Origin of the sequence: Glutamicibacter sp. PAEs-4 (assembly GCF_051161755.1) — a bacterium.
Taxonomy (GTDB): domain Bacteria; phylum Actinomycetota; class Actinomycetes; order Actinomycetales; family Micrococcaceae; genus Glutamicibacter; species Glutamicibacter nicotianae.
In genome coordinates this window covers 1,423,845-1,441,662 of the sequence record NZ_CP195017.1, presented here as the reverse complement: position 1 = coordinate 1,441,662, position 17,818 = coordinate 1,423,845, and the positions used below count along the sequence as shown (strand labels likewise).

Sequence of the window (17,818 nt, the reverse complement as noted above, 5' to 3'; positions counted from 1 at the left end):
GCCCTTCCCACTGCGACACAACGAGGACCGCACCCGCATGCAGCGCTTGGCCATCTTGTCATTGAAGAACCGGGCGCTCATTGCGCTCATCACGGTTTTCGCCGCCGTTTTCGGCGTGATTTCCATGGGATCACTCAAGCAGGAGCTGATCCCGGAACTGGAATTCCCGCAGATCTCGGTCATGGCAACCCAAATGGGTTCCAGCCCCGAGGTGATCGACGAACAGGTCGCCGAACCGCTGGAAACCGCGCTGCAGGCTGTCGAGGGCCTGGAATCCTCCACCGCCACCTCGCAGACCGGCTTCACCCGCATCGGCTTGACCTTCGAATACGGCACAGACATGGACCGCGCCCGCACCCAGGTGGAACGGGCCATTGCCAACTCCAAGTCCCAGCTGCCCGAGGATGTGGAGCCGACCGCCTTCGCCGGTTCCATCGCCGATTTCCCGGTGCTGGTCCTGGCGGTCTCCTCGGACCAGTCGCTGGAAGCGCTCAACGACGACGTGGAGCGCATCACCCTGCCCAAGCTGCAGAAGATCGACGGCGTGCGCGAGGCCTCGGTCTCCGGCGGCTCCTCCCAGCACATTGCGGTGATCCCGAAGGACAGCCAGATGCGCGAGGCCGGGCTGTCCGTCGCGGACCTGAAGGACGGCATCGAGAACGCCGGCTCCCCCATGCCCATCGGCAACATGGACGTCGACGGACTGGAGCTTCCGGTGATTGCCGGGTCCACCCCGGATACCCTGGACGCCATCAAGGACATCCCGCTGGTCACCGACAACGGTCCGGTGCTGCTCAAGGACGTCGCCGAGGTCTCGGTGCAGGCCGACGAGGCCACCAGCATCACCCGCACCAACGGCGAGGAAACCCTGTCCATCCAGGTCACCAAGACCCCGGATGGCGACACCGTAGCCATCTCGCATGCCATCACCGCGATGCTCGCCGAGCTGGAAGCGGAGCTGGGCCACAAGGCCACCATGACCACGATCTTCGACCAGGCGCCGTTCATCGAGGACTCGATCAAGCACCTGGCACTGGAAGGCGCGCTGGGCCTGGGCTTCGCCGTGATCATCATCCTGGTGTTCCTCTTCTCGGTACGCTCCACCCTGGTCACCGCAATCTCCATCCCGCTGTCGCTGATGGCGACCTTCATCGGGATGAACGTTTTCGGGTACACGCTGAACATGCTGACCCTGGGCGCTTTGACCATTTCCATCGGACGAGTGGTGGACGACTCGATTGTGGTCATCGAGAACATCAAGCGCCATCTGGCCCACGGAGAATCCAAGGCGCAGGCCATCTTGCTGGCGGTCAAGGAAGTTGCCGGCGCCATTACCGCGGCGACCCTGACCACCGTGGCGGTGTTCCTGCCGATCGCCCTGGTGGGCGGCATGGCCGGCGAGCTGTTCAGCCCGTTCGCGCTGACCATGACCATCGCGCTGCTGGCCTCGCTGCTGGTCTCGCTGACCATCGTCCCGGTGCTGGCGTACTGGTTCCTGCCGCACCGCCCGGGCAGCGGCGAAACCCACACCGTGCACGTGGCCGAAGACAAGTCCTGGCTGCAGCGCGCCTACATCCCGGTGCTGAAGAAGACCCAGAAGCACCCGGTCATCACGCTGCTCGCCTCCGTGCTGGTGCTTGCCGGCACCGTGGCGATGACCCCGCTGCTGAACACCAACCTGCTGGGTTCCACAGGCGAGAACTCGATCTCCATCACCGCCGAAATGCCGTCGGGCACGGCCATGGAAACCACCGAGAAGGAAGCGGCGAAGATCGAATCCAAGCTCGCGGACATCGACGGCATCGAAGATGTCCAGCTGACCGTGGGCACCGCCAGCGGCATGGCGGCCATGTTCTCCTCGGGCTCGGACACCGCCAGCTTCACCGTGATCACCGATCCCGATGCGGACCAGGAAGCGCTGAAGAACACGGTGCGCGAGCAGGTCGAGGCACTGGACCTGCCCAAGGACCTGGATCTGAGCTTCGGCTCGAACTCCTCGGCCATGATGTCCAGCGATGTCACCGTCGAGATCAAGGCCCCGGATGAGGGAATCCTTCGCGAGGCGACCACCGCGACGCGCGAGGCGCTGGAAGGCACCGCGCACGTCACCGAAATCTCCGATAACCTCTCGGCCGAACGCGAGCAGGTCTCCATCGATATCGATGCCACCAAGGCCGCCGAGGCCGGGTTGACCGAAACCCAGCTGGCGGGCATGGTCGCCTCCCAGGTCTCCCCTGTTCCTGCAGGTACGCTGCGCCTGGACTACACCGACATGACGGTGCAGATCGGCGAGGGCATGGACCTGGACAGCCTTGACAAGCTGCGCGAGCTGGAGATCCCGACCGCCGCCGGCGTCAAGGAACTGCAGGACCTGGCCACCGTGGAACGCGCCAAGGTGGTCCAGCAGGTCACCACCTCCAACGGCGAGCGGATCGCCACCGTCACCCTGGCCCCTGCGGAGAACATGCTCGGGGATGTGTCCAAGAACGTCACCGAGCGCCTGGAGTCGGTGCAGCTGCCCGAGGGCGCCACAGCCGAAATCGGCGGCGCGGCCACCGAGCAGGCCGAGTCCTTCAACCAGCTGTACCTGGCGTTGCTGGCGGCCATCGCGATTGTCTACGTGATCATGGTGGCCACGTTCAAGTCCCTGATCCAGCCGCTGATCCTGCTGGTCTCGATTCCCTTCGCCGCCACCGGCGCGATCGGCCTGCTGCTGATCTCCGGCATCCCGCTGGGCCTGCCGTCGCTGATCGGCATGCTGATGCTGGTGGGCATCGTGGTGACCAACGCGATTGTGCTGATCGACCTGATCAACCAGTACCGCGAGGATACGCCCGAGCGCCCTGCCATGGCGCTGGAAGATGCCATCATGCACGGCGCCCGCCAGCGCCTGCGCCCGATTTTGATGACCGCGCTGGCGACCATCTTCGCGCTGGTGCCGATGGGCCTGGGCCTGACCGGCCAGTCGGGCTTCATCTCCCAGCCGCTGGCTGTGGTGGTCATCGGCGGCCTGGTGTCCTCCACCTTGCTCACGCTGATCCTGGTGCCGGTGCTCTACCGCCTGGTCGAGTCCCGCAAGGAGAAGAACGCCAAGGCCCGCTCCGCGCGCAAGCATTCGGCGCAGCAGCACACCGCGGCCCAGGACCTGAGCCGTGCGATGGACAGCGCCAGCGCCAAGATCGCGCCGGAGGCTGCACCGGCAGCCGATGGCAAGTCAAAGTCTGAAGACAAGGCCGGAGACAAGGCCGGAGTCACGGACAAGGGCAAGGAACAGCCGAAACCAGCCGAGGCCGGCAGGAATGAGAAGCCGGCGGCGCCGGCCGATCAGGTCGTCAACCCGTTGACCGGACAGATTCCGGTCTCGCGCAAGGAACGCCGAGCGTTCGAAGAGATGATGAAGCAGACGCCGCCCAAGACTGACGGCTAGCTTTCAGCATCGATAGAAATCGGGCCTGCAACCACAACGGTGGTTGCAGGCCCGATGCCGTTATCGCGGAGCCAACGACAGCTGGTGCTACACAAGCTGCAGCTCGGTCAGGCAGGTCGCGTTCTCATCCCCGGCGGTGGATACCGTGGTTTGCGCGGTCTTTCCCTGGTACGTGAACTCCAGGTCCACCGTAATTCCCCGCGGAACCCACAGGCCGATAAATCCGTTGTCGAAGGATTCCATGTCCTTGTCCACCAATACTTCACCGGTATCCGAGTTGACTGCCTTGACCTTCATTTCCACGCCTTGCAGCTGCCCCACGCAGGTGGTGAGGCTATGGAAATGGCAGCTGTGCGTCTGGTCCACGTAGGGTGCGGCTGAGAGGTAGTACTGGTCTTCGGGCAGCGGCAGGTTCGCGGTGCGTCCCGATTCATCGGCCAGCACCAGCTGCGTTGGCTTCACCTGGGCGGTGAAGTTCTGAGGCCGTTGGTCCTTCGGCAAGCGATCGAGCTGGTCGATGACCTGCTTGGCGTCCAACCCCTCCAGTCCCAGTTCGGCAAGGAACTGCCCTGCGTGCTCGGCGTCGATCGCCGTCGTGGCAGACTGGCTTGCTGGCTGCCCGGCACTGCACCCTGCGAGGAGGGCCAGTGCCAGGACGGTTCCAGCGCCAGTTGCCGCCGCCTTCCAGCGTGCAGTGCAAGGGGGCGAAATTCGTTGAGTCAAGTGATATCCCATCTTCCTGGTTCGCAGCACCGTTTACAGGCCGGCCAGCAGCTGCTTCATCTCGTCGATTTCAGTGGTTTGCGAGTCGATGATCTGCCCAGCCAATTCCTTGGCCTCGGCATCCTGGCCGTCCTCCAGCTCCGACTCGGCCATGTCCACCGCACCTTCGTGATGCATGATCATCTGCTCGAGGAACAGCTGCGCCGCTTCCTTTCCGGAAGCTTCCTGCAGTGCCTTGATCCCGTCTTCCGGAACCATGCCATCGTGCTCCATGCTGCCGTGGTCCATGCCTTCTGGCATGTCCCACTCGTCCAGCCATCCATCCATTCGCTCGATCTCCGGCGCCTGGGCTGCCTTGATGCGCTCGGCCAAGGCTGTGACCTCCTGCGGGATGTCTTTCTTGCCCAAGATCATCTCGGACATCTCGATCGCCTGTTCATGGTGCACCTTCATGCCCGAAGCAAAAGCCATATCGGCATCGTTGGCTGACGCTGACTGGTCCATGGAATGGCCGGCATGCGAATCGGACGCTGAGGCGCTCGGCGCCGGGGTACTTGATGATTCCCCCGCGCATCCGGCGAGGGCGAGCGTTGCGCCCAGCACGAGGGCGCTGCAAATGAGGATCTGCTTGTTCATGGTAATTCTCCTGGTGGATATCGAACGTGAACGGCGCCCGCCTGCGGCGGCGCCGGAACCAGCCGGAGGCCGGTGCGTGGACCGGCCAAGCCCTCACGTTCGGCAGATCCCCAAGGCAACCAGATCAGGTTTTTCCGGCCCGATACCAGGCAGCGCCGATGCCGCGCGCAACGTCTGCGGGAACGCCGTCGGGAGCACGGCTACGGTATGCGGCGGCCGCAAGAACAGCAGCATGGCCAGCAGCGCCAACACGCAACCCGCGGCGGCCATGCCATGGTCCATCGGACAGTCGGCGCAGCCCTGCTCCGAGCCACCCGCGTCGGCTGGCGGCGCATGTGGCGTGGGCTCGGCGTCTGCCGGATGTGCATGGGCCACCGGGGCCAAGGACTGCGCCTGGGCTCCATGGTTCATCACATGCATCGAGAACAAGCCGAGAAGCACCGCGCTGATCAGGAACAGCGAGCGGACGACCGCCAGGCGGGGGCAGTTGCGCCCGCTGGCCTTCGCCGGGTGTTTTCCGATGCTCATGGATCCCAGCTTAGCGACGGCAGCTCACGGACGCGAAGCGCGTCCACGTCCGAATCCCCGTTCTGCGTTGATTGCAGCTCCAAGCTCGGATAAACCATTAATATTTAAGTTGTGCACAATTGAATTGTGTGCAATCATTATTCCATGGCAATAGTTGACGATATGGTGTGCTTCTCCCTCTACTCGGCAAGCCGGGCAACCACTCGCGCATATACCGAACTGCTCGCCCCGTGGCAGCTGACCTACACCCAGTACTTGGTGCTCGTTTCACTGTGGACCGAAGGCGATAAGCCGGTGCGCGAGATCGGCGAAATGCTCCAGCTGGACTCCGGGACCCTGTCTCCGCTACTTCGCCGGCTGGAGCAGAAGGGCTTTATTGAACGCCGCCGCGATGGCCAGGACAGCCGCGTCGTCAACGTCAGCTTGACTCCCGCTGGAACATCCTTGCGCAAGGACTTGGCGCACATACCGGCGCAGATTGCTTGCGGTACCGGACTGCCGGATATGCAAAGCGCCAAAGCGCTGCTGGCAACCCTGCACCGCATCACCACTTCCATGCAGGAAATCCCTGCTCCGGAGGGATCCTCCGGAAAATAGCTGCGAGCTTTTACCATCAACGAAAGGCAATTCCATGGAAACCCTGTACACCGCAGAGTCCCTGTCCACCGGCCAAGGCCGCGAAGGGCGCGTCCAGACCCCCGACGGCAAGCTCGACCTGGTTTTGGCCTCCCCGGCAGAACTAGGCGGTTCGGGCGCCGGGACCAACCCGGAACAGCTGTTCGCCGCTGGCTACGCCGCTTGCTTCCACTCGGCATTAAATCTGGTCGCGCGCGGCCGCAAGGTAAAAATTGACGACTCCAGCGTCGGCGGCCGTGTCCACCTGAACCGCGACGGGGAGAACGGATTCAAGTTGTCGGTAGAGCTGGAAGTCATCATTCCCGGCCTGGAACCCGCACTGGCCCAGGAACTGGCCGATGCGGCTCACCAAGTCTGCCCCTACTCCAATGCCACCCGCGGCAACATCGATGTCCTGGTCAGCGTCAGCGATGACTAGCTCCTGGGAGGGGAAGCCACTGGGCTTCGCCCGGCACGGAGCGCGGATAGCGCTCGGCTCATTTCTCGGCTTCGCCGGGGTCAGCCATCTGACCTTTGCCCGCGAGGAATTTCGCTCCCAGGTCCCGGACTTCGTCCCGCTGGATCCGGATCTGACGGTCATCCTTTCCGGTGTCGCCGAAATCGGCCTGGGACTTTCCTTGCTCGCGCTGCTCAGGAAGCGGGTAGCCGTGGGGTGGATCGCCGCGCTCTTCTTCGTCGCGGTGTTCCCCGGCAATTTAGCCCAGTGGCAGGAGGGACGCGATGCGTTCGGCTTGGACACCGACGCGAAACGACTGGCCCGGCTCTTCTTCCAGCCGGCGCTGATAGCGCTCGCACTGTGGAGCACCGCAGCATGGCGCGACCGGGCCCAGCTGCGGTCCAAGGCCTAGAAAAGCGGCGGCATGCGCACGGCGGGAGTTTCGGGCATCACGCCGGATGCCCCGCCGTGCACTGCCTGCGCAAATTCGCTGGCCGGCGGCCTGGCGCCCGCCCATGGCTAGGCATCCCGACGTTTCAAGCTGATTCATCCGGCGCCGAGCAAAGCAACGCTCCACGCAATCAGGACCATCAAGGCCACCAAAGGCCCGTACGGTTCGCTGGCTCCGGTCACCATGAACGTCGCCGCGTTGGTTGGCAAATACTGGATCACTTCTTGGATCCACTCAATGGGGATCAGCTGCAGAATCTGCGGCAACCCGATGACCAGCATGATGGCGCAGACGATGGTTCCCGCAGAATTGCGGCAGAGCAAACCCAATCCAAGAACCATCAAGCTCAGCAAGCCCAGGTAGGTTCCGGCTCCCAGTGCCGCGGACACCAGGTCCGAGAAACTGAATGTGCCGTACTCCCCTGCGCTCAGCGCTGTGGGAATGGTGACCAGCGAGATCATCACAACACCGGCCAAGAAATTCACCGCAATCAACAGCAGCGCTTTGGCCCCGAGGAATACGCCGCGTCGCGGGACAGCCTGCAAGGAGCTGGCGATGGTTCCACTGGAGTACTCGTTGGTGATGTGCAGCGCTGATGCCGCCGCGAAGAACAGCTGGCCGAATTGCAAGGTTGCAAAGGCCAGCAACGGGGCTGGCATCGCCGTGTCGAAGCCGTTGTCGCCGCTGGCTTTCGCGCTGATGCCCAGGACCCAGCTCAACGCGATGGTTGCCATGATTCCGGTCAGCAACAACCCGGTCAGGGATCGCAGGCCAAAGAACTTGGTGGTTTCCGCTCGGGTTGCGGCCATCAGCGCTGGGGCTGACAAACCGGACGTTGCTTGGTTGATTGCTGGCGAGCTCATTTGCCCATCACCGTTCCTGCCGTGCTTGAAGTGAATTCCACAGTGTCTCGTGTCAATTGGTCATAGGCCGATTCAAGTGATCCGCGTGCCTGGCTCAACTCGTGCAGTTCGAAACCGTTGCTGAACGCGATGGCGCCGACTTCCGCCAGGGAAAGCCCGGAAATTTCCAGACGGTTTCCGCCACCCTCAGTGACTTCAGCACCGTGGCCGGCCAAGGCTCCGGCGAGCGCCGAAGCTTGCGGCGAGCGGACTGTAACCACTTGCCGGGCGAAACCCCTGATGAGCTCCTCGGTAGGTGCCTGGGTGATCAGTTCTCCGCGTCCGATGAGGACCAGCTGGTCTGCAACCTGCTGCACTTCGCTCATGAGGTGGCTGGAAACGAAAACCGTTCCTCCCTGCGCGGCCCGGTTCTTCATGAGCTGGCGGATCCAGGCGATGCCTTCGGCATCCAGTCCGTTCATTGGCTCGTCCAGGATGAGGATCTGCGGGTCGCCGAGCAGAGCGGCGGCGATGCCCAGGCGTTGGCGCATGCCCAGCGAGAAACCGCCGATGCGTTGTGCCGCTACCGATTCAAGTCCGGCATGGGCCAGGACTTCATCGATGCGGCTGGCCGGGATCTGGTTGGATTGCGCGAGGGCTTTCAGGTGCGTACGAGGCGTATGTCCGGGGTGGCCGGCGGTACCTGTGATGTGCGCTCCCACGGTGCGCATGGGATAGTGCAGTTGTTCATAGCCCACCCCGTTGATCAGCGACCTCCCGCTGGTTGGCGCGTCCAGTCCGAGGATCATGCGCATGGTGGTGGATTTGCCGGCCCCGTTGGGTCCGAGGAACCCGGTGACGGTTCCGGGCTCTATGGTGAAGCTCAGTTCGTTGACGGCTCGGTTGTTCCCGTAGTCCTTGGTCAGCGATTGCAGGGTGATCATGGTGTGCTCCTTGGGTTGTGCTTCAACCCTAGGAATTCTGCTGTGCCGGCACATCGGAGGTTGGTCGGCAGTTCTGAGGGCGAAATGCACGACTTTCGTCGGTGTTCGCTGCGCTGCATCATGCGTAGCATGAGTTCCATGACTACTTCGTGGAAGCAGCTCGGGCTTCTGATTGCCCTGGCATTGTGCGCGTACTTGGTGCCGATTTCCACGAATGCCGCATGGATTCTTCTGGCGCCTTGTGCGGCTTGGATCAGCTTCCTGGCCGGGCGGCATGTGGCCTCGTTGCTCCATGGCGTGCTGGCCTTCGCCGCCGGCACGCTTGCCGCTGCGCTGACACTGGTTTTCTCTTCGCATGTCAGCTTGCTGACCTTTGCCTTGAATATCCTGACCGGTCTGGTGCTGTTCACGCTGTTGCCTTGGTGGATGGGGCGGTCCCGGCGCAATACGGTGCTGTTCCGGGCCCAGGAACGCGAGCATGCGGTGGTGCAAGCCGAGCTTCGCGAGAGAGCCCGCATCGCCGAAGCGATGCATGACCAGCTGGGGCATGATTTGGCGCTGCTGGCCCTGTCGGCCAGCGGGCTGCAGGTCACCGTGGCGAAAGACAGCGAAGCCTATGCGCAGGCTTCACGGATCCGCGAGCAGGCAGATGCTTCCATCGACCATCTGCACCAGATTATCGGCGTGCTGCATGATCCGGATCAGCAAGCTCCGTTGGATCCAGCAGTTGAGAGCATCGACCGCTTGCTCGAACGGGCACGTGCCAACGGCATGGGCATCAGCTATGAGCATGACGGCGGCAAGTCTTCTTCGCTTTCTGCCGATGGCGCGTCGGCGTTATTGAATCAGGTGGTGCAGGAAGCACTGACCAACGCTGCCAAGTATGCCCCCAACCAGCCGGTCAGCATCAAGCTGGATACGCGCACTAGTACCGCTGTGCTCCGCATTGCGAACTCGCTGGCCGGGGACTTCCCGGAGCCGCGGCCCGGGGCCACGGGATTGGCCTCGTTGCGCCGGGCCTTGGACGCCGCCGGCGGTTCGCTGCAGATCACCCAGGCAGCCGGCCGTTTCGAACTGCTGGCCCGCGTTCCCGTGGGCAAGCAACACCGTCCGTCACCGGTATCCCATGCGCCTGTTTTGAAAACCAGCAGGCGCCTGATGATTGCCGTGCCGATTCTTGCCGTCGCAGCCATCGCCGCCGGACTCTACTTGCTGCAGGACGCCACCTACAGGGCCACGGCCTTGAGCCCTGCAGACTTCCAGCAGCTGCAGCCTGGGATGAGCCGCGAGGAAGTTTCCCGCTTCGTGACCGCCAAGGGCCTGGACGAGCCTTTGCCGGTGATCAAGGAATCATCCCCGGCCGCCAACGCCGAATGCCGGTACTACGCCGCGAGAACCGGTGTACTCGACCTGGGCAGCGAGATGTTCAGGCTGTGCTTCACCGACGATATCCTCGTCTCCGCCGACCACCTGTACCCAGCTCCCTAGGATCGCTCCCGCCATGGACATTGACTCCCCCGTAACCGTTTTGCTCGTTGACGACGACCCGCTGATTCGTGCAGGCCTTGGCACCATCTTGGGCAGCGACCAGCGCATCACCATCATCGGCGAGGCTGAGAACGGCCACCGTGCCATCGAGCTGTCCCAGCGTCTGGAACCGCACGTCATCCTGATGGATATCCGCATGCCGCAACTGGACGGCCTGAGCGCAATGGAGGCCATCCTGGAGCAGAATCCGGAGGCCCGGGTACTGATCCTGACGACCTTCGGCGAAGAAGACTACATCAACCGCGCCATGTCCGGCGGCGCGGCTGGATTCCTGCTCAAGAGCTCCGGACCGGAGGAACTGGTCGGAGCCGTGCTGGCGGTCGCCGAGGGCGCCGCTGCCCTTTCGCCGCGCATCGCGAAGCGCGTCATCGACAAGCTGCGTGGCATTGACACCTCAGCCGCCTCCCGAGCGCAGTCGCGAATCAGCTCCCTGAGCAGTCGTGAGCATGATGTCATGGCGCTGGTTGGCGCGGGCATGTCCAACGCGGAAATTGCCGGCAGGCTGTTCTTGACCGAAGCAACCGTCAAGGGGCACATGACGAGCATCATGCACAAGGTCGGGGCGCGCAATCGCGTGGAGGCCGCACTCATTGCCTTTCAGGGCGGGATCGTCAGTCCGCAGAGTCCGTAGCCGCATCGTTGAATTTCGCGTCGAGTTTGCGGATCCAGCGCGACCCTTCGCCTTCCTTCGCGGCTTCGTCGCCGGGATTGACCAGCGAGCAGGTCTTGAATGACAGGCACCCGCAACCGACGCATCCATCCAGCGAATCCCGCAGCGATTCGAGCTGCAGCATGCGGCGATCGATGATCCGCTTCCAGTGCGTGCTCAGCTGTTCCCATTCGATCTGCCGAGGGGCCCGGTCCTCGGGCAGCTCGCTCAACGCGTCGGCAATTTCGGCCAAGGTCAGCCCCACACGCTGGCCCGCGGCAATAATGGCCAACCGGCGCAGCGTGTGCTTGGGAAAAAGGCGCATGTTCCCGCTGGTCCGGGTGGAGAAAATCAGGTTCCGCGATTCATAGAACCGGATCGTGGCAACTGATATTCCAGCACGGCGTGCAAGATCCCCGATGCCTAGCTGGCTTTTCCTGGTTGGCATTGCGGATTCGCTGGCGGTCATAAATCGAATTATTCAGCCCCTTTCCCTTGACCTCAAGTTAGCTAGAGCCTGTTGGCTGTCGTATGAACCACGACGAAAGGCCACGACATGAGCGCCACCAAGATCTACCCATGCAACACCCCGTTCTCGCCCCTGCCGGAACTGCAGCTTGATGCAGGGAATACGTCCCCGCTGAACGCGCGCCAGCTGCGTCGCCATTTGCGGCAGCTGCGCAAGCACCGGCGCCATTGCCAGTGCACGCCGCAGGGAACATCAATGGAATTGGCCCATGAGCACAGTTCCCTCTTCTGGGGTGGCGGCTTCATCCCCACGCATCGCTGATCCGCGTCAGGCAGCCGTAAGCCTGGTGCGAACGAGCAGAAGCAAGTGCAAGCAAGCGCACCACGCAGGGAACGGGAATATTTGACGCATCAACTTGTTATTACATGCATACGCATATAAATTGGTGGCAGGACAAAACGCTTGCACCGTGGTAACAGGAGTGGACATGCAATTCGGAGTATTCTCAGTCAGCGACATCACCCGCGACCCGACGACCGGCCGCATCCCTACCGAGAAAGAGCGCATCGACGCATCGGTGGCCATCGCCAAGAAGGTCGAAGAGATCGGCATGGATGTCTACGCCATCGGCGAGCACCACAACCGCCCGTTCTTCTCTTCCTCCCCCACCACCACGCTGGCCTACATTGCCGCGCAGACCGAGCGCATCATCCTGTCCACCGCGACTACGCTGATCACCACCAATGACCCGGTGAAGATCGCCGAGGACTTCGCGATGCTCCAGCATCTGGCCGACGGCCGCGTGGACCTTGTCCTGGGCCGCGGCAACACCGGCCCGGTCTACCCATGGTTCGGGAAGAACATGCAGGACTCGGTCAACTTGACCGTGGAGAACTACCACCTGCTGCGCCGCCTATGGGATGAGGATGTGGTGAACTGGGAAGGCAAGTTCCGCACCCCGCTGCAGAACTTCACCTCGACCCCGCGCCCGCTCGATGACGTGGCACCGTTCGTCTGGCATGGATCGATCCGCACCCCGCAGGTAGCTGAAATCGCCGCCTACTACGGCGACGGCTTCTTCGCCAACAACATCTTCTGGCCAAAGGAGCACTACCAGCAGCTGATCGGCCTGTACCGCGAGCGCTACGAACACTACGGCCACGGACGCGCAGACCAGGCAGTGGTGGGACTGGGCGGCCAGTTCTACATGGCCAAGGATTCCCAGCAGGCGGTCAAGGAATTCCGCCCCTACTTCGACAACGCCCCGGTCTACGGCCACGGCCCATCGCTGGAAGACTTCACCGCGCAGACCCCGTTGACCGTCGGCTCGCCGCAGCAGGTGCTGGAGAAGACCCTGTCCTTCCAGGAATACTTCGGCAGCTACCAGCGCCAGCTGTTCCTGATCGACCACGCGGGCCTTCCGCTGAAGACCGTGCTGAACCAGCTGGACATGTTCGGCGAGTACGTGCTGCCTGAACTGCGCAAGGAAATGGAGTCCCGCGCACCGAAGGACCTCACCCCGGCACCAACGCATGAAGGCCTGGTGGCCGCTCGCAACGCTAAACTGGTCGCTGAGCAAGCAACCACCAAGGAGCCAGTAGCAAGTGACCGGGACCAGTAATCCAGCAGCCTCATTGAAGGTCGCCACCGATGCCTGGGAAGCGCTTTTCCGCGCACAGGTGGCGGTCATGCGCCAGATCACCGCAATGCCGGAATTCGGCAAGCTCTCCATGCGCGAGTACGACGTGCTGTTCAACTTGCGCACCTGCCCCGGAGGCAAGAGCCGGCTGGTTGACCTGAATAAGCAGCTGCTGATCTCGCAACCCAGCCTGAGCCGCATGGTCACCCGATTGGAAGATCAGGGGCTGGTAGTTCGCGAACCCGACCCGGATGACCATCGCGCCATGCAGCTCTCGCTGACCGAGAAGGGACGCAAGCTGCAGCAGGAAATCGGGCGCGAGCACGTCAAGCACCTGCACAACCTGCTGGGCAGCGCGCTGAGCGAAGACGAATTCCATGAACTGCAGCGCCTGAGCACCAAGCTGCGAGATGCGGTGCAGTAGCGCATCCGCCAGGCCCGGAAGGACATGCCATGAGGCAGCTCCTTCCGGGCTCTTTGGCATTGCATGGGATTAAATTGATTCATCATCACCTGTTCATTCACGGCATGCAGAAGGCAGATCACTTTTGAAGGACGAGAAGCTATTCAGCTTGGAAGAAGCCGCCGGCACCCTTGGGGTAGACACCAAGCAGCTGCGCAGCTATCTGCGCCAGCATCGTCCCAAGGGCGCAATCCAGAAGCCGCCCCAGCCAGGCGGCACGTGGCATGTGTCCGCCTTCTTGCTGGCCCAGCTGCAGTTCGCCGGCGCACCGGGAATGGACATTGCCCTCAAGCCCATTGACGACCAGGTCATTGATTCGCTGGAATGGTCACCGTGGGAATCCTTTGAAGCCACGGCCGAATCGGCCCCCGTGGCTCCGGGGGTCTACATGTTCCGCCGCGCCAGCACCGGGGACCATGAGCCCATCTATGTGGGACAGGCCGGCGAGCGCAGCGGCAAGGGCCTGCGCGGACGGCTGAAGATCTATTCCAGCGGCAAGGGTGCGACCTCCGGCCTGGGCAAGTACGCCTTCGACGAAGCGTTGGCTGACCCGCAGTGGCTTCGGGATCTGGCAGCCGAGGCCGATCGCGGCGAGTCCCGGACCGTCCAGCAAGTCGCGCGCTTGGCCATTGACCGCTTGCATCTCGAAGGCCGGTGGGTGACCTGCATCCACCGCAAGGCTGCCCTGCTGCTGGAAGCCGCGTTGATCCGGAAATACCACGCTACGCTGTGGAATGTTGCCGGTGCGCCGAAGGATGCCAGGAACTGAGCCTCCTGCCGGCTTTCACCCGCTTGGGGTTGATTCTGCTTGCGTGCAGGTTCATTGTTGGAGTAACCACCCTCCCGCCAGCAAGTAGGTTGAATCGAGGCATTTGCCATGGGCCCGGTAGTTTGCGATGTCACCGTTTCCTTGGACGGATTCTGTGCTGGTCCCAATCAGAGCATGGAGCATCCCCTGGGTGTAGGAGCCGAAGCGCTGCACCGTTGGCAGTTCGAGAATCTTGAAGAAAACCAGGCCGAAATTTCTGCCATTACCGAAGCGTCGGCTTTCATCATGGGCAGCAAGATGTTCGGCCCTCCAGCCGGACAGGACGACGCCGGCTGGATCGGGTGGTGGGGCGAGAATCCTCCGTATCATGCCCCGGTCTTCGTGCTGAGCCATCATCCGAAGCCGATGATCTGCCTGCAGGGCGGGAACAGCTTCCAATTCATCTCGGAGGGGATCGAGGAAGCCCTTGCCGAGGCACGGGAAGCCGCTGGCGAAAATCCTGTGGCCATTGCCGGCGGTGCAAGTACCATCGTGCAATTCCTGCGAGCCGGCCTCATTGACGAGTTGCGCCTGCATATCGCACCGATCCGCCTGGGACGCGGCGAGCCGATCACGATTGAAGATATAGAAACGCATATGGATCGCGTTTCCCGCCGTGAAACTTCACTCGTGACGCACGTGTACTACCATCGGCGCCGCTAGCTCAGGCACCAACTATTTGTAGAAGCCTTCGCGCAGGTTGATCCCGTATTCCAGCCACGCTTTCATGGCGGCCAGCATTCCGGTCCATCCTTCGCAATTGCCGAAGGCGGCCTTGGCCCCTTCATCGGTGGCAATCCAGCTCGCTTCGCTGATGGTCACCTTGGTTCGGGTGCTGTCCTCCAGGGACTCGAAGTCGAATCTCACGGTATTCATGCCATCTTCAGCCGTGGATTGCTGGCCTCCCCATTGGAAGACAATGCGTTTTGGTTCTTCGACCTCCAAGACCTTGACCGGGAAAGCTCCGGGGAAATCATGGAAGTCCCAGCTAACGGTGGCACCGTTTTCCAAGTATCCTTCAGCTCCCCCGGTAGTGAAGTAATGGGAAAGCTGTTCCGGATCAGCCACAGCTTCGAATACTTGCCTGATCGACTTGGAAATGATGCCTGAGACGGAGAAGGACAGTTCGCGAAGCTCTTGATGTGTTTCCATACGTCAGGTTTACGCCCGAGGGGAACAGGAGACAATAGGAGCGAGAAAATTCCCAGCGAAAATTAGCGGCTAAACGCCGAACGGCTTGGCATAACGGTAGTCGCCGCTCGGCAGGCAGCTGTCATCGAAGACGCGCACCATGAAGTGCTCGCCCCACGACGGAACCGAAGGGTGGATACCTCGGGGCTGGGCAGCTTCGTAGCCGAAGCGGCTGTAATAGCCTGGGGCACCGAGCAGGACAATGCCGCTGATGCTTTCTTGCTCAGCCCTGTCATGAATTTCTTGCATCAGGATCGATCCGACACCCCGGTGCTGGTATTCCGGAGCGACAGCCAGCGGACCTAGCCCCAATAAGGGTTCCCCATTGACTGCGCCCCATGTCGCGATGACATGGCCGATAACCGTTGTGTCGTCCAGGGCAACGATTGAGAAGCGGTTGTCATATTGGTCGCACTCGAAGAGCTGCTGCAGCAGTCCGACTTCCTCAGGCTCAACCATCGGATCGATTCCGGCGAACGCAGCGTGCGTAATTGCATACACCGCAGCTCGGTCATCGAAGACTTCTGGACGGATACGCATGCACGCAAACCTACCAAATCTCGCCCAACTAGAAAAATTGACTCGTCGCAGCCTTCCATTTGCCAGAACGCCTGCCCAAGGCACCTCCGCGCCTGCTGGAGAAAAGATTGCAGCAACTTGCGGGCAAGTCTGGGACCGCGATTTCCCGCGCAACCGGCCTTGTAGAACTACGAGGCTGAATGGAATTCCCGATTGCTGCTGGGCAGGGGCCGTGGCTCCTGGAAATTTTGTGATTCCCCACGTGGGAAGGTGCTTCTCCTGTTGCAGGCAATGCATCGCAGATGATAGCACTTGCCTTCTTCAACGTGATAAGACAGTCCGCTTGCTTCCGCAGAAGGTCGGTCGCAATAGGCCCGTTTCATCTCCAACGTTTGCAGTAACACCTTGAATGGCTCATGGATAAGTGATGGAATGATGGTCGCATCGCTTGTCACCTCTACCGGAGAATTCCATGAAACAGCCTCGGGCGTTCAAGATTTCCATGGCTGCCGCGCTATCGGCTGCGCTGTTCGCAACAGTGCTGCCGGCAAATCCGGCACTAGCCACAGCTCCTGCCTCCGCCGTGTCAGTGCCCCAGGCACAAGTGCTCGCAGTTGACAGCGCACTGCAGATTGCTGCCAAGAAAATCCAGCGCAATCCAAGCAAGGATGATGTCTTCGTCAACAAGAAGTACCCGCTGAGTCCCGTGAAGTACGCTCCGAAGACGGTAGCCGTCAAAGGCACCAACGTCAGGCTGAGGTCCTCGGCCGCCAAGGCCTACACCAAGATGGTGAAGGCAGCGGCCAAGGATGGCGTCAAGATTCGCGCCGTCAGCGGATACCGTTCATACAACCGCCAGGCGGAGCTGTTCAACTACTACTCGCGCATCTACGGCAAGAGCTACGCTTCGCGCATTTCTGCTGTACCAGGCACCAGCGAGCACCAAACCGGTCTGGCCATTGACGTTGGAAACGCCAATGGCGCCTGCGGATTGCAGGCCTGCTTCGCCAACACTCCTGTGGGCAAATGGGTAGGCAAGAATGCGCACAAGTACGGCTTCATCATGCGCTATCAGAAGGGCCAGGAATCCGTTACTGGCTATGCCTACGAACCGTGGCACTTCCGCTATTTGGGCACCTCGTTGGCCAAGAGCGTCAAGAATTCCGGGGCCAAGAGCCTCGAAGCCTACTACGGGGTTTCCGGCAAGAAGTCTGACAGCGCTCCGAAGAAATCCAAGGGCACTGCCCAGACCACCGCGAATCTGAATATGCGCACCGGGGCGGGCACCGGCAATCGCGTGCTGCTGACCATTCCGAGGGGCAAGACCGTCCAGCTGACCGGTTCCAAGAAGTCCGGTTGGTACCAGGTTCGCTACAGCTCGAAGACCGGCTGGGTTTCAGGCAAGTATCTGAAGAACGTCTCGATGCCATCTGCGCCAAAGAAGGATACGAAAAAGAGCACACCGCAGAAGAACACCAGCAACGCCAAGTCGGCCAAGACCACGGCCAACTTGAACATGCGTACCGGGGCAGGCACTAGTAATCGCATCGTGCTGACCATCCCGCAGGGCAAGAAGGTAGCCATTCGCGGCGCCAAGAAGTCCGGCTGGTACCCGGTGAAGTACGCGGGAAAGAACGGCTGGGTCTCGGGTACCTACCTGAGCAGTTTCTCCTCGTCCGGTACCGCTCCGAAGACGACGAAGCCCAAGACTTCGAAATCTTCGTCAAAGAAGACCATCGCTAATTTGAACATGCGCACCGGTGTTGGGACGAGCAAGCGAGTCATCCTCACCATTCCAAAGGGCAAGACGGTGACGGTCCGCGGTGCCAAGAAGTCAGGCTGGTACCCGGTGAAGTACGCAGGGAAGAACGGCTGGGTCTCCGGCAAATACCTGCGCTAAATCTTTGAA

The 17,818-nt window shown here is 61.8% G+C and carries 20 protein-coding genes; 12 read left to right on the top strand and 8 right to left on the bottom strand.

Annotation, left to right across the window (positions count from 1 at the left end; translation table 11 throughout):
* The first annotated feature begins 37 nt into the window (after nucleotides 1–37).
* Complete coding sequence (locus ACR9WD_RS06820; protein ID WP_434923018.1) at nucleotides 38–3,427, top strand: efflux RND transporter permease subunit; 3,390 nt, start codon at nucleotides 38–40, stop codon at nucleotides 3,425–3,427.
* Between the two features lie 87 nt (nucleotides 3,428–3,514).
* On the opposite strand, the gene ACR9WD_RS06815 is transcribed toward ACR9WD_RS06820, so the two are convergent.
* The 3 genes from ACR9WD_RS06815 to ACR9WD_RS06805 all read right to left on the bottom strand — a co-directional run bounded on the left by ACR9WD_RS06815 (nucleotide 3,515) and on the right by ACR9WD_RS06805 (nucleotide 5,314).
* Nucleotides 3,515–4,150 (bottom strand): CueP family metal-binding protein, encoded by a 636-nt coding sequence (locus ACR9WD_RS06815; protein WP_434923017.1) that lies wholly within the window; start codon nucleotides 4,148–4,150, stop codon nucleotides 3,515–3,517.
* A gap of 33 nt (nucleotides 4,151–4,183) precedes the next feature.
* Entirely contained in the window at nucleotides 4,184–4,786 is a 603-nt protein-coding gene (locus tag ACR9WD_RS06810) for a DUF305 domain-containing protein (RefSeq protein ID WP_066137750.1), read from the bottom strand.
* 93 nt (nucleotides 4,787–4,879) lie between these two features.
* The gene (locus ACR9WD_RS06805; protein WP_434923016.1) at nucleotides 4,880–5,314 is read right to left on the bottom strand and encodes a hypothetical protein; all 435 of its coding nucleotides are present in this window, start codon (nucleotides 5,312–5,314) and stop codon (nucleotides 4,880–4,882) included.
* A 144-nt stretch (nucleotides 5,315–5,458) separates the two neighbouring features.
* Between ACR9WD_RS06805 and ACR9WD_RS06800 the strand changes: the two genes are divergently transcribed.
* From ACR9WD_RS06800 to ACR9WD_RS06790, 3 genes are read left to right on the top strand one after another with little or no spacing between them, the layout of a single operon-like run.
* Entirely contained in the window at nucleotides 5,459–5,911 is a 453-nt protein-coding gene (locus tag ACR9WD_RS06800; RefSeq protein ID WP_236641100.1) for a MarR family winged helix-turn-helix transcriptional regulator, read from the top strand.
* A gap of 34 nt (nucleotides 5,912–5,945) precedes the next feature.
* A complete protein-coding gene (locus ACR9WD_RS06795; protein WP_413456178.1) occupies nucleotides 5,946–6,368 on the top strand; it encodes an organic hydroperoxide resistance protein in 423 nt (140 codons plus the stop codon).
* Nucleotides 6,361–6,798, top strand: a complete 438-nt coding sequence (locus ACR9WD_RS06790) for a DoxX family protein (protein WP_434923015.1) — start codon at nucleotides 6,361–6,363, stop codon at nucleotides 6,796–6,798. The genes ACR9WD_RS06795 and ACR9WD_RS06790 overlap by 8 nt, the downstream gene beginning before the upstream one ends.
* A 134-nt stretch (nucleotides 6,799–6,932) precedes the next feature.
* Here ACR9WD_RS06790 and ACR9WD_RS06785 read toward each other — a convergent pair whose 3' ends face one another.
* Nucleotides 6,933–7,700, bottom strand: a complete 768-nt coding sequence (locus ACR9WD_RS06785; RefSeq protein WP_434923014.1) for a hypothetical protein — start codon at nucleotides 7,698–7,700, stop codon at nucleotides 6,933–6,935.
* Nucleotides 7,697–8,623: an ATP-binding cassette domain-containing protein gene (locus ACR9WD_RS06780; RefSeq protein WP_434923013.1), complete on the bottom strand. Its 927-nt coding sequence runs from the start codon at nucleotides 8,621–8,623 to the stop codon at nucleotides 7,697–7,699. Before ACR9WD_RS06780 ends, ACR9WD_RS06785 begins: the two co-directional genes overlap by 4 nt.
* A gap of 138 nt (nucleotides 8,624–8,761) precedes the next feature.
* On the opposite strand from ACR9WD_RS06780, the gene ACR9WD_RS06775 reads away from it, so the two are divergent.
* Both ACR9WD_RS06775 and ACR9WD_RS06770 read left to right on the top strand, forming a co-directional pair.
* The gene (locus ACR9WD_RS06775; RefSeq protein ID WP_434923012.1) at nucleotides 8,762–10,111 is read left to right on the top strand and encodes a sensor histidine kinase; all 1,350 of its coding nucleotides are present in this window, start codon (nucleotides 8,762–8,764) and stop codon (nucleotides 10,109–10,111) included.
* Between the two features lie 13 nt (nucleotides 10,112–10,124).
* Nucleotides 10,125–10,802, top strand: coding sequence for a response regulator (locus tag ACR9WD_RS06770; RefSeq protein WP_434923011.1), 678 nt, complete (start codon nucleotides 10,125–10,127; stop codon nucleotides 10,800–10,802).
* On the opposite strand, the gene soxR is transcribed toward ACR9WD_RS06770, so the two are convergent.
* A complete protein-coding gene (gene soxR / locus ACR9WD_RS06765) occupies nucleotides 10,783–11,268 on the bottom strand; it encodes a redox-sensitive transcriptional activator SoxR (protein ID WP_434923010.1) in 486 nt (161 codons plus the stop codon). The two genes, ACR9WD_RS06770 and soxR, sit on opposite strands and share 20 nt — an antisense overlap.
* A gap of 108 nt (nucleotides 11,269–11,376) precedes the next feature.
* Between soxR and ACR9WD_RS06760 the strand changes: the two genes are divergently transcribed.
* The 5 genes from ACR9WD_RS06760 (at nucleotide 11,377) to ACR9WD_RS06740 (ending at nucleotide 14,862) form a co-directional block, all read left to right on the top strand.
* Nucleotides 11,377–11,610 (top strand): hypothetical protein, encoded by a 234-nt coding sequence (locus tag ACR9WD_RS06760; protein WP_434923009.1) that lies wholly within the window; start codon nucleotides 11,377–11,379, stop codon nucleotides 11,608–11,610.
* 166 nt (nucleotides 11,611–11,776) lie between these two features.
* Nucleotides 11,777–12,910, top strand: coding sequence for an LLM class flavin-dependent oxidoreductase (locus tag ACR9WD_RS06755; RefSeq protein ID WP_434923008.1), 1,134 nt, complete (start codon nucleotides 11,777–11,779; stop codon nucleotides 12,908–12,910).
* Nucleotides 12,894–13,352: a MarR family winged helix-turn-helix transcriptional regulator gene (locus ACR9WD_RS06750; RefSeq protein ID WP_434923007.1), complete on the top strand. Its 459-nt coding sequence runs from the start codon at nucleotides 12,894–12,896 to the stop codon at nucleotides 13,350–13,352. The genes ACR9WD_RS06755 and ACR9WD_RS06750 overlap by 17 nt, the downstream gene beginning before the upstream one ends.
* Nucleotides 13,353–13,476: 124 nt before the next feature.
* Complete coding sequence (locus tag ACR9WD_RS06745) at nucleotides 13,477–14,160, top strand: hypothetical protein (RefSeq protein ID WP_434923006.1); 684 nt, start codon at nucleotides 13,477–13,479, stop codon at nucleotides 14,158–14,160.
* 108 nt (nucleotides 14,161–14,268) lie between these two features.
* Entirely contained in the window at nucleotides 14,269–14,862 is a 594-nt protein-coding gene (locus ACR9WD_RS06740; RefSeq protein ID WP_434923005.1) for a dihydrofolate reductase family protein, read from the top strand.
* Nucleotides 14,863–14,874: 12 nt separating this feature from the next.
* On the opposite strand, the gene ACR9WD_RS06735 is transcribed toward ACR9WD_RS06740, so the two are convergent.
* Nucleotides 14,875–15,351, bottom strand: coding sequence for an SRPBCC domain-containing protein (locus tag ACR9WD_RS06735; protein WP_066137729.1), 477 nt, complete (start codon nucleotides 15,349–15,351; stop codon nucleotides 14,875–14,877).
* 69 nt (nucleotides 15,352–15,420) lie between these two features.
* Complete coding sequence (locus ACR9WD_RS06730) at nucleotides 15,421–15,930, bottom strand: GNAT family N-acetyltransferase (RefSeq protein WP_066137727.1); 510 nt, start codon at nucleotides 15,928–15,930, stop codon at nucleotides 15,421–15,423.
* A gap of 451 nt (nucleotides 15,931–16,381) precedes the next feature.
* On the opposite strand from ACR9WD_RS06730, the gene ACR9WD_RS06725 reads away from it, so the two are divergent.
* Nucleotides 16,382–17,809 carry a D-alanyl-D-alanine carboxypeptidase family protein gene (locus ACR9WD_RS06725; RefSeq protein ID WP_434923004.1) on the top strand — a complete coding sequence of 476 codons (1,428 nt, stop codon included), beginning with the start codon at nucleotides 16,382–16,384 and terminating at the stop codon, nucleotides 17,807–17,809.
* Nucleotides 17,810–17,818 lie beyond the last annotated feature (9 nt).

Bases quoted from the DNA above. Each gene is read 5' to 3' on its own strand.
- ACR9WD_RS06800 (WP_236641100.1), top strand. From the start codon at position 5,459: ATGGCAATAGTTGACGATATGGTGTGCTTCTCCCTCTACTCGGCAAGC.
- ACR9WD_RS06805 (WP_434923016.1), bottom strand. From the start codon at position 5,314: ATGAGCATCGGAAAACACCCGGCGAAGGCCAGCGGGCGCAACTGCCCC.
- ACR9WD_RS06780 (WP_434923013.1), bottom strand. From the start codon at position 8,623: ATGATCACCCTGCAATCGCTGACCAAGGACTACGGGAACAACCGAGCC.
- ACR9WD_RS06735 (WP_066137729.1), bottom strand. From the start codon at position 15,351: ATGGAAACACATCAAGAGCTTCGCGAACTGTCCTTCTCCGTCTCAGGC.
- ACR9WD_RS06760 (WP_434923009.1), top strand. From the start codon at position 11,377: ATGAGCGCCACCAAGATCTACCCATGCAACACCCCGTTCTCGCCCCTG.
- ACR9WD_RS06770 (WP_434923011.1), top strand. From the start codon at position 10,125: ATGGACATTGACTCCCCCGTAACCGTTTTGCTCGTTGACGACGACCCG.
- ACR9WD_RS06820 (WP_434923018.1), top strand. From the start codon at position 38: ATGCAGCGCTTGGCCATCTTGTCATTGAAGAACCGGGCGCTCATTGCG.
- ACR9WD_RS06790 (WP_434923015.1), top strand. From the start codon at position 6,361: ATGACTAGCTCCTGGGAGGGGAAGCCACTGGGCTTCGCCCGGCACGGA.
- ACR9WD_RS06725 (WP_434923004.1), top strand. From the start codon at position 16,382: ATGAAACAGCCTCGGGCGTTCAAGATTTCCATGGCTGCCGCGCTATCG.
- ACR9WD_RS06775 (WP_434923012.1), top strand. From the start codon at position 8,762: ATGACTACTTCGTGGAAGCAGCTCGGGCTTCTGATTGCCCTGGCATTG.
- ACR9WD_RS06795 (WP_413456178.1), top strand. From the start codon at position 5,946: ATGGAAACCCTGTACACCGCAGAGTCCCTGTCCACCGGCCAAGGCCGC.
- ACR9WD_RS06755 (WP_434923008.1), top strand. From the start codon at position 11,777: ATGCAATTCGGAGTATTCTCAGTCAGCGACATCACCCGCGACCCGACG.
- ACR9WD_RS06810 (WP_066137750.1), bottom strand. From the start codon at position 4,786: ATGAACAAGCAGATCCTCATTTGCAGCGCCCTCGTGCTGGGCGCAACG.
- soxR (WP_434923010.1), bottom strand. From the start codon at position 11,268: ATGCCAACCAGGAAAAGCCAGCTAGGCATCGGGGATCTTGCACGCCGT.
- ACR9WD_RS06730 (WP_066137727.1), bottom strand. From the start codon at position 15,930: ATGCGTATCCGTCCAGAAGTCTTCGATGACCGAGCTGCGGTGTATGCA.
- ACR9WD_RS06740 (WP_434923005.1), top strand. From the start codon at position 14,269: ATGGGCCCGGTAGTTTGCGATGTCACCGTTTCCTTGGACGGATTCTGT.
- ACR9WD_RS06785 (WP_434923014.1), bottom strand. From the start codon at position 7,700: ATGAGCTCGCCAGCAATCAACCAAGCAACGTCCGGTTTGTCAGCCCCA.